General features: G+C 71.7%; 14 protein-coding genes. 1 reads left to right on the top strand and 13 read right to left on the bottom strand.

Features of this window, described 5'->3' with window-relative positions:
- Nucleotides 1-352: 352 nt before the first annotated feature.
- From KUM44_RS08265 to bldG, 6 genes are all read right to left on the bottom strand, one after another.
- The gene (locus KUM44_RS08265; RefSeq protein WP_217207128.1) at nt 353-550 is read right to left on the bottom strand and encodes a hypothetical protein; all 198 of its coding nucleotides are present in this window, start codon (nt 548-550) and stop codon (nt 353-355) included.
- Nucleotides 551-879: 329 nt separating this feature from the next.
- A complete protein-coding gene (locus KUM44_RS08260) occupies nt 880-2409 on the bottom strand; it encodes a class I SAM-dependent methyltransferase (RefSeq protein ID WP_217207127.1) in 1530 nt (509 codons plus the stop codon).
- Between the two features lie 37 nt (nt 2410-2446).
- On the bottom strand, nt 2447-3037 hold the full coding sequence (locus KUM44_RS08255) for a small secreted protein (protein WP_217207126.1): 591 nt from the start codon (nt 3035-3037) through the stop codon (nt 2447-2449).
- Nucleotides 3038-3251: 214 nt separating this feature from the next.
- Nucleotides 3252-5657, bottom strand: coding sequence for a sodium-translocating pyrophosphatase (locus KUM44_RS08250; RefSeq protein WP_217207125.1), 2406 nt, complete (start codon nt 5655-5657; stop codon nt 3252-3254).
- 307 nt (nt 5658-5964) lie between these two features.
- Nucleotides 5965-6402 (bottom strand): ATP-binding protein, encoded by a 438-nt coding sequence (locus KUM44_RS08245; RefSeq protein WP_217207124.1) that lies wholly within the window; start codon nt 6400-6402, stop codon nt 5965-5967.
- 121 nt (nt 6403-6523) lie between these two features.
- Nucleotides 6524-6865: an anti-sigma factor antagonist BldG gene (gene bldG / locus KUM44_RS08240; protein WP_003975386.1), complete on the bottom strand. Its 342-nt coding sequence runs from the start codon at nt 6863-6865 to the stop codon at nt 6524-6526.
- Between the two features lie 83 nt (nt 6866-6948).
- Here bldG and KUM44_RS08235 point away from each other — a divergent pair, with 83 nt between their 5' ends.
- Nucleotides 6949-9564, top strand: coding sequence for a DEAD/DEAH box helicase (locus KUM44_RS08235; protein ID WP_254389228.1), 2616 nt, complete (start codon nt 6949-6951; stop codon nt 9562-9564).
- Here KUM44_RS08235 and KUM44_RS08230 read toward each other — a convergent pair.
- From KUM44_RS08230 to ssd, 7 genes are all read right to left on the bottom strand, one after another.
- Nucleotides 9485-10060: an Rv3654c family TadE-like protein gene (locus tag KUM44_RS08230; protein ID WP_217207123.1), complete on the bottom strand. Its 576-nt coding sequence runs from the start codon at nt 10058-10060 to the stop codon at nt 9485-9487. The genes KUM44_RS08235 and KUM44_RS08230 overlap by 80 nt on opposite strands.
- Nucleotides 10057-10386, bottom strand: coding sequence for a TadE family type IV pilus minor pilin (locus tag KUM44_RS08225; RefSeq protein WP_217207122.1), 330 nt, complete (start codon nt 10384-10386; stop codon nt 10057-10059). The genes KUM44_RS08230 and KUM44_RS08225 overlap by 4 nt, the downstream gene beginning before the upstream one ends.
- A gap of 130 nt (nt 10387-10516) precedes the next feature.
- The gene (locus tag KUM44_RS08220) at nt 10517-10735 is read right to left on the bottom strand and encodes a DUF4244 domain-containing protein (protein ID WP_217207121.1); all 219 of its coding nucleotides are present in this window, start codon (nt 10733-10735) and stop codon (nt 10517-10519) included.
- Between the two features lie 84 nt (nt 10736-10819).
- Complete coding sequence (locus KUM44_RS08215; protein WP_217207120.1) at nt 10820-11608, bottom strand: type II secretion system F family protein; 789 nt, start codon at nt 11606-11608, stop codon at nt 10820-10822.
- Nucleotides 11605-12507, bottom strand: coding sequence for a type II secretion system F family protein (locus KUM44_RS08210; RefSeq protein ID WP_217207119.1), 903 nt, complete (start codon nt 12505-12507; stop codon nt 11605-11607). The genes KUM44_RS08215 and KUM44_RS08210 overlap by 4 nt, the downstream gene beginning before the upstream one ends.
- Nucleotides 12500-13708 carry a TadA family conjugal transfer-associated ATPase gene (locus tag KUM44_RS08205; protein WP_217207193.1) on the bottom strand — a complete coding sequence of 403 codons (1209 nt, stop codon included), beginning with the start codon at nt 13706-13708 and terminating at the stop codon, nt 12500-12502. The genes KUM44_RS08210 and KUM44_RS08205 overlap by 8 nt, the downstream gene beginning before the upstream one ends.
- Before the next feature lie 407 nt (nt 13709-14115).
- Nucleotides 14116-15219 (bottom strand): septum site-determining protein Ssd, encoded by a 1104-nt coding sequence (ssd, locus tag KUM44_RS08200; RefSeq protein ID WP_217207118.1) that lies wholly within the window; start codon nt 15217-15219, stop codon nt 14116-14118.
- Between the last annotated feature and the right edge of the window lie 70 nt (nt 15220-15289).

The raw sequence follows: 15289 nt of genomic DNA, 5'->3' as shown, positions 1-15289 counted from the left end.
GCCCGCCGCGGCGGCTGTCTTCACAGCCGGTGCGTGCTCTCGGTTGCCGGATGAAGGCTCTCGTAGCGGAGCTACCAGGTCCTTCGGCCGGTGCGGCGAGAGTGCGTGCCGGGCGGCGCGAGGTCGTGCCTGCACCTCCCCGGGGTCGCTTGGGCCCGGGGTCGGGTGGTGGTGACGCTGCGGAGTGTGACGGTACATCCCGCCCCGTTGTCAAACGGGAAAAGCCCGCAACGGCCACTCGAACGGTAACCCGACTTCCGCCATTCCTGCCGCCCGGAGTGCCCACCGGCCTTTTCGAGCCTTTCCGGAAGAGGCCCTCCCAAATATCGGCCGCGCAGCTCGCGAGCGGTTCTCAGAGTCGGGTGAAGCACCACGTTCCGAGGATCAGCGCGATCACCGAGACAAGGCCCGCGACCGTCGCCGATGCGACGGGACTCACACCCTGGGCGACGGGCAGACGCTGTCGGACCCGCACCGCGGTCCACGTCAGCAGCCCGCTTCCGAACAGCGCGAACACGACCCCGGCGAAGATCGCCGGCCCACTTTCCATGGTTCCGCTTGCCCCTTTTCTCCCGTCCGCGAGCGCCCAGCCCGGCGAGGCTGTCACGCGCGGGCGGCGCACAGGCGAACCTCGGGTGAACACGGGGCCGACTCGGGACCGACGCCGCTGTGGACTCTCCGGGGACCGAGGTCCCAGCGGCCACGACAGCCCCACAGAGCTCGGCACCCTCACGAACCTCCGTAGCCGAACCAGTCCACGCGCCGCCCGAAATCGTCTGAATTTGTCGCCCGTCAGCTCGGCGACGCACTCGGAATCCGTCCTGTGAGGCATTTCTTTGCGACGGACGCACGATCCTCAGCGGCGAAACCCCCGCAAGGTCACCGTGCCGGTTCGAGGAACCCCTGCTCCACCAGCAGCCGAATCTGGGCGGGTGTACGGTCCCGCAGCAATACCGGATCCTCGCCCATCAACTGTGCGATCGCGTCCAGGATCCGTCCCGCGCTCAGCGAGCCGTCGCAGACGCCCGCGAAGCCGGCGCCGACGGTGTCCACCCGGGTCGCCCGGCGCATGCCGCGATGCTGGCGCAGCACCACATGCTCCGGGTCCTCGGCGCCGGGCAGCCCGACCTGCTCCTGCACGACCTCGCCGACGAGCTTGAAGTGGTCCTCCAGCAGGGCCGCGTCGTCGCGGGCACGCAGATAGTCGAGTCGGCCGAAGTGCGCCAGGACCGTGTCACCGAGCGGCTGCTCGACCGGATGCGGCCACTCCTCCACCGTGATCGAGGGCACGGGGGCGGCCGCCTTGCGCAGGGTGATCCACCCGAAGCCCACGGCCTTGACCTTGCGCGCCTCGAACTCGTCCAGCCACGCGTCGTACCGCGCCTGGTACTCGGCCATGTCACCCCGGTGGTCACCGGCGTCACGGAGCCACAACTCGGCGTACTGCGTGACGTCCTGGACCTCGCGCTGCACGATCCACGCGTCGCACCCGCGCGGCGCCCATGAGCGCAGCCGGTCCTGCCAGTCCTCCCCTTCCACGTGCTGCCAGTTGGCGAGGAAGTGCGCGAATCCGCCCTCGTTCAGCCGCTCCCCCGCCCCTTGAACGATCGAGCGGCACAGATCGTCCCCGCCCATCCCGCCGTCGCGGTACGTCAGCCGGGCGCCCGGCGAGATGACGAACGGCGGGTTGGACACGATCAGGTCGTACGTCTCGCCGTTCCTGAGCGGCTCGAACAGCGAGCCCTCCCGCAGATCCGCGGCCGGGGCGCCGGACAGCGCGAGGGTGAGCGCGGTGATGTGCAGGGCGCGCGGGTTGAGGTCGGTCGCCGTCACGCGCGTGGCGTGCTGCGCGGCGTGCAGCGCCTGGATGCCGGAACCGGTGCCGAGGTCGAGGGCGGCGGCGACGGGCGTACGGACGGTGATGCCGGCGAGGGTCGTGGAGGCGCCGCCTACGCCGAGGACGACCCCTTCGTCCTTGCTGCCGATGCCGCCCGCTCCGCCGACCGCACATCCGAGGTCGGACACGATGAACCAGTCCTCGCCGTCGGGCCCGCCGTACGGCCGTACGTCGACGGTCGCGGCGACATCGTCGTCGGGGTGTCCGCCGGCACGGACCAGCCAACCGCTCTCCAGGCAGGCGTCCACGGGCAGAACACCCGCCACGCGCGCGTGCGGCACGGGTTGCTGCAACAGGAAGAGGCGTACGAACGCCTCCAGCGGGGTGTCCCCCCGGGTCGCCCGGAGCGCGGGCACGGTCTCGCTCCGGGCGAGCGCCGCGTACGCGGGCGCACCGAGCAGTTCGAGCAACCCGTCCGCGGTGAAGGAGGCCGCTAGCAGGGCTTCCCGCAGCCGGGCGGCGACATCGGGACGGTCGGAGGCGGGCAGGGCAGACAGGCTGGAGTCACTCACACCCTCATTGTGACCCGCGCCCGGCCCCGAAGGCGGCTCAGCTGCCGGTGGCCGAGGCGGACGCCGAAGCGGCTGCCTTCTTGCAGCTCTCCTGCTCGAGCAGCGCCTGCTTCGTGTCGCCGCTCGATTCCAGCTTCTTCAGCGCGTCGAACGCGCTCTTGCGCTGGCTCGCCGCGTCCTTCATTTCCTTGCCGACCTTGCTCAGCCCGGACGCGAACTTCGCCTGGTCCTTCGTGTTGAGCCCGTCCATCTGCTTCTTGAGGTCGGCGTAGCTCGCGGAGAGCGCGGTGAGCTTCTTGATGGCGTCCTGCTGTTTCTTCGCGCCGTCCTCGACGCCCGGAGGCGCTCCGGCGTCCGCGAGGAGGGTCGCGCGTGCCTTGAAGCCGTCGGCGAGGTCCTGGAAAGCCTTGGCGTCGACCTTCTGGAGTTCCTCGGGCGGGCTGTCCTTGGCCGCCTTCGTGATCGCGTTGTCGGCCGCCGTGATCTTCGCGTTCTGCGTCGGCACCGTGTCGCAGATCTGCTTGGCCCAGGCGTCCAGCTCCGGGTTGCCCTCGTCGCTCGTGCATCCCGTCAGCGCCAGCACCAGCACCGCACCGCCGGACAGTGCGGCCGTGAGCTTCTTGTTCACCGGTTCGGTCCCTTCCGTGGCTCTCGGCCAACGGACCTTACACGCCGTACGGAAGACAGCCATGCACCGAATGCAGCATTAGTGTCGTTATCAGACTCTTTACACCATGTGAGAGAAGGGTCACGGCTGGGGCGTGAACACGCACAAGGCGGGCGGGCGGCACGTCAACGCGCGCCGCCCGCCCGCCTCTTGAGCTGGGCCGTCGTAAGACCGCCTACGAAACCACCGCGGGGTCGGCCGGTTTGGCCACCCTGTCCGCGTTGCCTTCGTCACCCATGGCGATGCCTCGCCGCTTGGAGACGTAGACCGCGCCGACGATCACGAGGAGCGACAGTACGGCGATCACGACCCGTACGCCGACGTTCTTGTCCTCGCCGTAGCTGAACTGGATGACCGCGGGCGCGATGAGCAGCGCGACCAGGTTCATCACCTTCAGCAGCGGGTTGATCGCGGGACCGGCGGTGTCCTTGAAGGGGTCGCCGACCGTGTCGCCGATCACCGTGGCGGCGTGGGCCTCACTGCCCTTGCCGCCGTGGTGGCCGTCCTCGACGAGCTTCTTGGCGTTGTCCCAGGCCCCGCCGGAGTTGGCCAGGAACACCGCCATCAGCGTGCCGGAGCCGATCGCGCCCGCCAGGAACGCGCCCAGGGCGCCGACGCCGAGCGTGAACCCGATGAAGATGGGCGCCAGTACGGCGAGCAGACCGGGCGTGGCGAGTTCGCGCAGGGCATCCCGGGTGCAGATGTCGACGACCTTGCCGTACTCCGGCTTCTCCGTGTAGTCCATGATCCCGGGCCGCTCACGGAACTGCCGCCGCACCTCGTAGACCACGGAACCCGCCGACCGCGAGACGGCGTTGATGGCGAGTCCGGAGAAGAGGAAGACGACCGCGGCGCCCGCGATGAGGCCGACGAGGTTGTTGGGCTGGGAGATGTCCATCATCAGGTTCATCGGCGCGCCTTCGCCGCTGAGCTTCTCGCCCACGTCCCGTGCGCCGGTGGTGATGGCGTCGCGGTACGACCCGAAGAGCGCCGCTGCCGCGAGGACGGCGGTGGCGATGGCGATGCCCTTGGTGATGGCCTTGGTGGTGTTGCCGACCGCGTCCAGGTTGGTGAGCACCTGGGCGCCCGCGCCCTCGACGTCGCCGGACATCTCGGCGATGCCCTGCGCGTTGTCGGAGACCGGCCCGAAGGTGTCCATGGCGACGATCACGCCGACCGTGGTGAGCAGACCGGTGCCGGCCAGCGCCACCGCGAACAGCGCGAGCATGATCGACGTACCGCCGAGCAGGAACGCCCCGTACACGCCGAGCCCGATCAGCAGGGCGGTGTAGACGGCCGACTCCAGGCCGACGGAGATGCCGGCCAGGACGACGGTTGCGGGACCGGTCAGCGAGGTCTTGCCGATGTCCATGACCGGGCGTCGGTTGGTCTCGGTGAAGTAGCCCGTCAGCTGCTGGATGACGGCGGCCAGCAGGATGCCGATCGCCACGGCGACGAGCGCGAGGATCCGCGGATCTCCGTCCTTGGCCGCGATGGCGGCGTCGGTGATGCCCTCCAGGTCGGCGTACGACGACGGCAGGTAGACGAAGACGGCGATGGCGACCAGCACGATGGAGATCACCGCGGAGATGAAGAACCCGCGGTTGATCGCGGTCATGCCGCTGCGGTCGGTCCGGCGCGGGGCCACCGCGAAGATGCCGATCATCGCGGTGATCACGCCGATCGCGGGCACGATCAGCGGGAAGGCGAGCCCGGAGTCACCGAACGCCGCCGATCCGAGGATCAGCGCGGCGACCAGGGTCACGGCGTACGACTCGAAGAGGTCGGCCGCCATGCCCGCGCAGTCGCCGACGTTGTCGCCCACGTTGTCGGCGATGGTCGCGGCATTGCGCGGATCGTCCTCCGGAATGCCCTGCTCGACCTTTCCGACCAGGTCGGCGCCGACGTCGGCGGCCTTGGTGAAGATGCCGCCGCCGACACGCATGAACATCGCGATCAGCGCGGCACCGAGACCGAATCCTTCGAGCACCTTCGGCGCGTCGGCCGCGTACACCAGCACCACACAGGAGGCGCCCAGCAGACCGAGCCCCACCGTGAACATGCCGACGACGCCGCCCGTGCGGAAAGCGATCTTCATGGCTTTGTGCGAGACGGCGGTGAGATCCTTTTCCGGTTCACCCTCCGCCGGGGTCGCTTCCCGTGCGGCCGCGGCGACGCGCACATTGCTGCGCACGGCGAGCCACATGCCGATATAGCCGGTGGCCGCCGAGAACGCTGCGCCGATCAAGAAGAACACCGATCGGCCGATGCGCTGATTCCAGTCGTCCGCGGGCAGCAGCATGAGCAGGAAGAACACGACGATGGCGAATACGCCGAGCGTGCGCAACTGCCGGGCCAGATAGGCGTTGGCGCCTTCCTGGATGGCCGTCGCGATCTTCTTCATGCTGTCGGTGCCCTCGCCGGCCGCGAGCACCTGGCGGACCAGGACACCGGCGACCACGAGCGCTGCCAGCGCGACAACGCCGATGCCCGTGATGATGATCCGGTTGTCGTCGGTGAGCACCGCGGCCGCGAGGGTTGTGGGGTGGTCAAGCTGATGAGGGGTAGAAAGCCCCGCCATTCGTCCTCCTTGACGCTTGGGCTGAGCTCAAGATGTGGACGGATTCTAGGTACCGGAACCTGATCAAAACAGAGCGCGGCAAACGGAATTAGCCTTCACATGCCGTTCAGCAAATGATCGACATCACGCCACTGAACCCGAAAGCGCTAATGCCTCAAAACCATTGACGCTCGCGTTTACTTGATCAAATTATCGGCGGATTGATCGTGAATTCCTTCACGAATTCCCCGGCGGCGATGATGAAAACGCGAAGGGGCCCTGCTGAGCAGGGCCCCTTCGCGTCGAGAGTGTTTCGTTCGGCAGTTCGTCAGGCGAGCACCGCGGCCGGCGGTGTGGTCGGCCAGGTCATACGGATCAACCCGCCGTGCTCCCCCGCGGAGACCTCCACGTCGTCGACGAGGCCGCTGATGACCGCGAGGCCCATCTCGTCCTCCTCGGTCTCCACTTCGGCGTCGTCGCCCGCGGCACCGCCTGCCCGCTCACCGGGAACGGAGCGCGGCGCCTCGTCGCCGACCTCGATGGAGAACTGTTTCTCCTCCTCGATCAGCGACACCTTCACCGGCGCCGTGATGCCGACGCTCTGGTGCAGTCCGACGGCACGGGTGCAGGCCTCGCCGACGGCGAGCCTGACCTCGTCCAGGACGGCCTCGTCCACTCCGGCCCTGCGCGCCACCGCTGCCGCCACCAAACGGGCGGTCCTGACGTGCTCGGGCAGCGCACTGAAGCGGAGTTCAACGGTGGCCATGCATCCCCCTCCGAACTACGGGCGTGCTGTCCGGAGGACCGGGCTGCCGAAAGCCCGGTCCCCCTTCTCCTTCAACTTCTGCCGCCCCGGATCCGCCCTGCGACGGATCCGGGTCCGGTGGTCAGTCGGTCGCCGCCACCGCTTCCTCGACCGAGGTGTGGATCGGGAACACCTTGGTGAGGCCGGTGATACGGAAGATCTTGAGAATGCGCTCCTGGTTGCAGACCAGGCGCAGGGAGCCCTCATGGGCACGCACACGCTTCAGGCCGCCGACCAGCACGCCGAGCCCGGTGGAGTCGAGGAAGTCCACGCCCTCCATGTCGACGACGAGGTGGAAACTCCCGTCGTTCACCAGCTCGACCAGCTGCTCGCGCAGCTTGGGCGCGGTATATACGTCGATTTCGCCACCGACCTCGACGACCGTACGATCGCCGACGGTACGGGTCGACAGGGACAGGTCCACGGATCCTCCAGCACCTTGCTAATCGAGCGGTCGTCCCTCGGGACACCTCGGCTTACAGCCCCCAGGACGGTTCGCCAGCCGCGATGGCATTCAATCACTTACCGGCAGGCGTGCACGACGCCTTGGTCCCATTGTCCGTCACGCCAGTGACACACTCGGTGCCGATGGCCAAGAATCACCGATCCGATCGATCCCCGACGGGCCCCGTTTCCCGGGTGGACCCGGGCACGGTGCTGGGCCGACTCGCCTCGGGTCCGAGCCGGGCTGCGCGCATCACTCATACGGAGCATGTGCCCCCGCGGGCGGGTCGCCATGCCGTCTGGCCCGACCGGATCCGTGCGGAGGTCATCGCCGCCGTACAGACTGCGGGAATCGAACATCCCTGGGCCCACCAGGCACGCGCCGCCGAGCACGCCCTGGACGGCGACTCGGTGGTCGTCGCCACGGGCACGGCGTCCGGCAAGTCACTGGCCTACCTCGTGCCGGTCCTGTCGACGCTTCTGGAGGGCTCCGAGGCGCCGAACGGCCGCGGCGCCACCGCCCTCTACCTGGCCCCGACCAAGGCCCTTGCGGCGGACCAGTGCCGTTCAGTGAAGGAACTTTCACATCCTCTGGGCAATTCCGTACGGCCGGCCGTGTACGACGGCGATACTCCGTTCGAGGAACGCGAGTGGATCCGCCAGTACGCCAACTACGTCCTCACCAACCCCGACATGCTGCACCGGGGCATACTCCCGTCCCACCCCCGCTGGTCCTCCTTCCTGAAGTCGCTGAAGTACGTCGTCATCGACGAATGCCACACCTACCGCGGCGTCTTCGGCTCCCACGTCGCCCAGGTGCTGCGCCGTCTGCGCCGCCTCTGCGCCCGCTACGGCGCCTCTCCCGTCTTCCTGCTGGCCTCCGCGACCTCCGCCGAGCCGGCGGTGGCCGCCGGCCGTCTCACCGGCCTCCCGGTGGTCGAGGTCGCCGACGACGCCTCCCCGCGCGGCGAACTGGTCTTCGCCCTCTGGGAACCCCCGCTCACCGAGCTCCAGGGCGAGAAGGGCGCACCCGTCCGGCGTACGGCCACCGCCGAGACGGCCGACCTCCTCACCGACCTGGCCGTACAGGGCATCCGGTCGGTCGCCTTCGTCCGCTCCCGGCGCGGCGCCGAGCTGATCTCGGTCATCGCCCAGGAGCGCCTCGCCGAAGTCGACCGCTCCCTCGCCCGGCGTGTCGCGGCCTACCGAGGCGGTTACCTCCCCGAAGAACGCCGCGCCCTGGAACAGGCCCTCCACTCCGGCGAGCTCCTCGGTCTCGCCGCCACCACCGCCCTCGAACTCGGCATCGACGTCTCCGGCCTGGACGCCGTACTGATCGCCGGCTACCCGGGCACCCGCGCCTCCCTGTGGCAACAGGCGGGCCGGGCCGGCCGCTCCGGACAGGGCGCGCTGGCCGTCCTGGTCGCCCGGGACGACCCGCTGGACACCTACCTCGTCCACCATCCCGAGGCCCTGTTCGACCGTCCGGTGGAGTCGACGGTCCTCGACCCCGACAACCCCTACGTCCTGGCCCCGCACCTGTGCGCGGCGGCCGCGGAGATCCCGCTGACCGACGAGGACCTGGCACTGTTCGGCCCCGAGACCGAGGCGCTGCTGCCGCAGTTGGAGGCCGCGAAGCTGCTGCGCCGCCGTACCAAGGCCTGGCACTGGACACGTCGGGAACGGGCCGCCGACCTGACCGACATCCGCGGTGGGGGCGGCCGCCCGGTCCAGGTCGTCGAGTCCGGGACGGGCCGGCTGCTCGGCACCGTCGACGCGGGCGCGGCGCATGGCACGGTGCACGAGGGCGCGGTCCATCTGCACCAGGGCCGCACCTACCTCGTGCGCTCCCTCGACCTGGAGGACTCGGTCGCCCTGGTCGAGGAGGCCGCCCCGCCGTACTCGACGGTCGCCCGGGACACGACCGCCATCTCCGTCCTGGAGACGGACATCGAGATGCCGTGGGGCGACGGCCGCCTGTGCTACGGCTCCGTCGAGGTCACCAACCAGGTGGTCTCCTTCCTGCGCCGCCGGCTGATCACCGGCGAAGTACTGGGCGAGACCAAACTCGATCTCCCTCCTCGTACGCTGCGCACCCGCGCGGTTTGGTGGACGGTCACCGAGGACCAGCTGGACGAGGCCCGGATCAACCCGGAGATCCTCGGCGGCGCCCTGCACGCCGCCGAGCACGCCTCGATCGGCCTGCTGCCCCTCTTCGCGACCTGCGACCGCTGGGACATCGGCGGCGTCTCGATCCCGCTGCACCCCGACACGCTGCTCCCCACGGTCTTCGTCTACGACGGCCATCCCGGCGGCGCGGGCTTCGCGGAGCGCGCCTTCCACACCGCCCGCACGTGGCTCACCGCCACCCGCCAGGCCATCGCCTCCTGCGAGTGCGACGCCGGCTGCCCGTCCTGCATCCAGTCCCCCAAGTGCGGCAACGGCAACGATCCGCTGCACAAGCGGGGGGCGGTGCGGTTGCTGACGGTGTTGTTGCGGGGGGCGCCGGAGGACAAGGAGGCGGCCGGCCTGGACGGGGAGGGGGAGCCCGTCCAGGAACCTGAGCGGCAGGAGCAGCCCACGGGGGCCGCACAACCGGTCAAGGGCCCGGTATCGGACGGTTCGTCGCCGCTGGGCCGAACGGCGGACTCCCCGTCGGCGGGTCATCCTTCCCCGTAGGACCGAAGGGCGGAGGCCCGGTCGGCAGGCTCGGCCCCGCAGGCCCGGCAGGCCCTGCCCGTGCCCTGACCTCCGCTGCGAACGGCCCCCGGCCCGATGCCGCCGTCACGTCCGAGACCTCCCCGACCAGCGCGCACCGCACGAGCCGCACGCCCTGCGCCCGAGCCACCCCTTCCGCTCGGTCGCAGGCCGCCGCACCGCCCTCCGCCCAGTGGCCGGCCGCCGCGAGCGCCGCGAGATCCGCTCCGCCGGCCGCGCGGTGCCGGGTCACGACGGCGTGGCCAAGGGCGAGCACCACGCCGAAGACGACACAGAGCACGGTGATGGCTCCGACACTCCAGACCGTGGCGGAGCCTCGGTCGGAACGCAGGCCGGCAGCAGGGCCTCGGGCGGCGTCTCGGCTGACGGCACGTAGGCCGGCCGTATGCCGGCCGAGGGTGCGCCGCCGGGCCACGGCACGGCCGATGGAACGCCCCGGTGAGAAGCCCCCTCTCATGTCCCCGCCCCCACGATCTCCTCCGCCGCCGCCACGGCCTCCTCCCGTACCTCGAAGGGAAGGCCGCTCAGCACCGGCGGCTTGGCCACGACGACCACGCGCACCTCGTCCCCCTTCCGGCCCACCGTGACCGTCGCACCGCGCGGTGCCGCCTCGCGGGTCACCCTGATGACCGCGTCGGCCGGATCCTGCCGGGCTGCCGCGCGGGCGCCTGTGCGGGCCGCGTCCACGCACTGGATCTGGGCGGCCACCACGAGCAGCCCCCACACCAGCGCCATCGCGAACATCACCAGCACGGGCAGCACGACAGCCGACTCCGCCGTCACGAATCCCCGGTCCGACCGTCGGCCTGACCACCGGCCCGGCTCTCTGTCCGGCCCGCTGCCCGGCTCGCGGCCCGGCTCTCTGCCCGGCTGTCGGCCCGACCACCGGGCGGCGCACCGCCCCTTCTTCCGCTCACATTTGCGCATCGAGCGCCCGCTTCACGATGTCCTGAAGCTCCGCGCTGACCTGCCCGCTCGTCACGACCTTGTAGAGCACCACGGCGAACGCCACCGCCGCGACGATCCCCATCGCGTACTCGGAGGTGACCATTCCCGCGTCGCTCCGCGCCGCCCGTGCCCTGCACACCAGGGCACGCATCCGTGCCCGCATAACCCGTACTGCCTTGTACATCTCAACCCCCGTAAGGCTCAGTTCTGTTACTTCTTCTGCTGACCGGCGGCGATTGCCGCTGCCGCCCGTTACGCCGTCACTCCGTCACCCACCACCCCCTCCCAGCACCCCGCCCGCCAGCCCGATCACCACTGGCGCCACGCCGACCGCGATGAACGCGGGCAGGAAGCACAGCCCCACCGGTGCGGAGACCATGACGGCCGCCCGTCTGGCCCGTTCCGTCGCGGTGCGCGTCCAGTCGGCGCGGGCTTCCGTGGCGAGCCGCGCGGCCGGTCCGGCCGCGGGGAGCCCGGACACATCGGCCCGTTCCAGCAACCGCGCCAGCGCCCCGGCCCGTGGCAACGACGCAAGCCGCTGCCACGCCTCACCCGGCTCACCACCGAGCCGCACCTCCGCGGCGCCTCGCGCCAGCCCTTCTCCGACAGGGCCGCCCAGGGCCTCGCCGACGGCCTGCGCCGCGATCACCGGACCCGCTCCCGCGGCGATGCAGGCAGCCAACAGATCCGCCGCGAGCGGAAGTTGCCGTGCCACCTCACCGGCGTCGGGCTCCTCCGCCGGGCCGGCGGCTCCCTGTCGGCGCCGCCACAGCCACAGCCCGCCCGCGGCGACCGAACCGACCGCCATCCCGACCCCACCGCCGACCAGCGCCCAAGCGGCGCCCACGACAGCCGCCAGGGGCAGCACTCGCCGCACGCCGTGCCGGACGTCGAACCGTCGGCGGATCGCTCCCACGTCCGCTGTCGTCATCAACTCGGCGAACCGTCGTCGGGCTCTGCGCTCACGCCGGGCCACGATCGACCAGTGCAACAGCCACCCGACGACCAGGGCCGCTCCCAGCGCCATCCCCAACCTGTGGACAACCTCCGCACTCATACCGTCACCTCCTTCTCATGCCCCGTGCGGTTCGAATCCCTCGCCGCCTCCGCTCCTCGTACGATCCGCATGGCCCACCACATCCCCAGCCCTTCCAGGGCACCTCCGACCAGCAGGCACCCGATCCCCGCGCCGGTGTGCAGCAGCACATGCAGTGGCTCAGCCCCCATCGCGGCGCCGAGCAGCAACCCGAGGACCGGCAGGCCGGCGAGCATCACCACCGTCGACCGCGCCCCCGCCAACTGGGCTCTCAGGTCGGCACGCTGGTCCCGCTCGGCGCGCAACGCCCCTTCCAGCCGGTCGAGTCCGGCCGCGAGCCCGGCGCCCTGGCCCACGGCCACCCGCCAGCACGCCGCCAGGCCCACCAGCCCCTCGGCGCCCGGCTGCCGTCCCGCCGCGGCGAGCGCCCCCGGTACATCCCCGCCGAAACGCGCCGCCGCCAGCACCGCGGCCTGCGCCTCACCGAGCCCACCCGAGTCCCGTGCGGCCCACTGCAGCGCCTCACCCGGCTGCCGTCCGGCCCGCACCTCCCCGGCCAGCGCCCCGCACAGCACGATCACCGCATCCCCGCGACGTTCGCGTGCCCGCCGCGCTTCCCGGGCCAGCCGCACCCGCCGCAGCAACGGCACTGCGACAGCCCCCGCGACGACCGGCAACACCGACGAGCCCAGCACGGACAGCACCAGTCCGACGGCCGGCGCCCACCACTCGGCCCGCAGCCGTCCCCGCAGCCGCCGCAGCTCCCCGGCCAGCCGCCGCCAGTCGGGCGGCCCGGCCCCCACCGCCCCGCCACCCGCGAGCAGCAACTGCGCCCGACGGGCGCCGGAGTTCGGTCCGCCCAGCAACCAGACGGCCGCCCCGAGGCACACCACGGCCGCGCCCAACGACATCTCACCCATGCAGAACACCCGCGCCCTTCACACGCCGGGCCTCATCGCTCTCCTGGCCCTCGTCGCCCTCACCCCGAAGCAGTCCCCGCAGCCGCTCCCACCCGCGCTCGTAGACGAACCCCTCATCGCCCCACCGCAGCGCCGGCACCGTCCGCACCAACCCCGACGGGTCCCGCTCCAGCACATGGACCTCGGCGATCCGCCGCCGCCCGGTCCGGTCGCGTGCGAGATGGACCACGACCGACAGCGCGGCCGCCAACTGGCTGTGCAGCGCGGCCCGGTCCAGCCCGGCCGCCGTGCCGAGCGCCTCCAGCCGGGCCGGGACGTCGGCCGCCGCGTTGGCGTGGACCGTCCCGCAGCCTCCTTCGTGGCCGGTGTTCAACGCCGCCAGCAGATGGACCACTTCGGCCCCGCGCACCTCGCCCACGACCAGCCGGTCCGGCCGCATCCGCAGCGCCTGCCGCACCAGGTCCTCGAGGGTGACGAGCCCGGCGCCCTCCTGGTTGGCGGGTCTACTCTCCAGCCGTACGACATGTGGGTGTTCCGGCCTGAGCTCCGCCGAGTCCTCCGCGAGCACGATCCGCTCGCCCGCGCCGACCAGTCCGAGCAACGCGCTCAACAGCGTCGTCTTGCCGCTGCCGGTCCCGCCGCTGATGAGGAACGACAGCCGCGCGTCGACCAGCGCCCGCAGCAGCCGGTCCCCGCCCGGCGGCACCGTGCCCGCCGCGACCAGCTCGCCGAGCGTGAACGCCCTCGGCCGTACGACCCTCAGGGAAAGGCAGGCGCAGCCGACGGCGACGGGTGGCAGCACCGCGTGCAGCCGGGTTCCGTCGGGAAGCCGCGCGTCCACCCAGGGCCGCGCGTCGTCCAGTCGCCGCCCGGCCACCGCGGCGAGGCGTTGTGCGAGGCGCCGTACGGCCGCCGCGTCCGGGAAGGACACGGGGGTCAGCTCCAGGCCACCGCCCCGGTCCACCCAGACCCGGTCCGGCGCCGACACCAACACGTCCGTCACCGATGGATCGGCGAGCAGCGGCTCCAGCGGGCCGCTCCCGACCAGCTCGGACCGCAACTGCTCGGCGGCCCCGAGGACTTCTGCGTCCCCGAGTACCCTGCCCTGCTCGCGCAGCGCCTGCGCCACGCGCGCGGGTGTCGGCTCACCGCCGCTCTCGGCCAGCCACTGCCGCACCCCGTCCAGCAGCCCCGACGGCATACCCGCCCCGGCCGCCGCCCCGTTCGACGCCCATGCCCCAGCCGAGGGTCCGACCCGATCGATCGACGCCCGCCGCGCGGTGGCCGCGCTCGCCGCGAACTCCGGCGCCCGCCGCACCACCAGGGCGTCCGTATCCCCCTCCGGCTCCCGCCGCGCCACACCGGCGCTCACCGAACCGTCCGGAACCCGCCGCACGACAGCATCAGTCCCCGAACCCTCCACCGCCCATCGCGGCGCAGCCCTACGCCCCCTCTCGTCCGACCTACTTTCCGTCCTGCCGTCCGCCCTCCCGTTCACCGTCCCGCCCGACCGCCACCGCGCAGGAGCCGCCCGCACCGAACCACCTGTGCCACCGCTCACCCAGTCGAGCCCCGAAGCCGTACTCACGCCCCCGCTCGTCCCGTCACTCATGCCGCCCTCGCCTCGAGCAAAGCGCCCTCCCAGAACTCCCGGCAGAACCGCGCCAGCGGCCCCCGCCCCGCCGCTCCCGGCGGTTCCTTGCTCTCGTGCGGCCGTAACAGGCCTGATTCCAGGGGCACCTCACCCACCAGCGGCAGCTCCAGCAGCCGGGCCACCTCGCGGTCGTCGAGCCCGGGTGCGTACGGTCCGCGTACCGCCACCCGAAGATCCCGCAGGACCAACTGCACCGCGGAGGCCACCTGTCGAGCCGCCGCGACGGCGCGCAGTTCGGCGGGGACGACGAGGATGCCCACGTCGAGCTGGGCGAGCGCCTCCGCCACCCCGTCGTCGATACGGCGGGGCAGGTCGACGACGACCGTGCCGCCCCGGCGCCGGGCCGCGGCGAGCACCGCGCGCATCGCCTGTGGCGGGACGGCGACGCAGTCGCCGCGATCCCAGCTCAGGACCCGCAGGGAGTGCAGCTTCGGCAGCGACTCCTCCAGGGCGCCGCTGCCGAGCCTCCCCCGCGAGCCGGCGAACGCGGGCCAGCGCAGCCCGTCGGCGGCCTCGCCGCCGAGGAGTACGTCGAGTCCGCCGCCCAGCGGATCGCCGTCCACAAGCAGGGTGCGCAGCCCCTCCCGCGCGGCCGTCACGGCGAGGGCGCACGCGAGCGTGGAGGCTCCGGCCCCGCCGCGGCCGCCGATGACACCGACGGTGAGGGCGGGGCGACCGACGCCCTCGGCGACATCGGCGATACGGTCGACCAGCCACTGCTCGCCGTCGGGCAGCACCAGCACGTGGTCGGCGCCGATCTCGACGGCCCGGCGCCAGACCCCGGAGTCGTCCTGGTCCCGGCCGACGAGCACCACTCCGCGTCTGCGTGCGACACCGCGCACACGGCGTGCGGCGTCGTCGCCGACCAGGACGAGCGGCGCGGCCTCCCAGCTGCCCCTTGGTTCGGGCACTGAGTGGTGAACCTCGGGCGTGGCGCCGGCTGCCGCGCACAGGCGCAGCAGGTCGTCGAGCAGTCCGGCGTCTTCCGTGACGATCAACGGCTTGCCCGGGCGCCCGGAGGCGGCGGGCGGCGGATCGTGTGTGACGACTGCGGTCACGGTTTTCTCCCCCTTCGCTGCATCACTCGCGCAGCCCTGCGGCCCCGCGATTCCCAAACATGTGAAGAAC

Source organism: Streptomyces sp. AC550_RSS872, assembly GCF_019049285.1.
In the GTDB taxonomy this organism is placed as follows: domain Bacteria; phylum Actinomycetota; class Actinomycetes; order Streptomycetales; family Streptomycetaceae; genus Streptomyces.
Note: the sequence above shows the minus strand (reverse complement) of the source record. Positions and strands in the feature narration are given on the sequence as shown.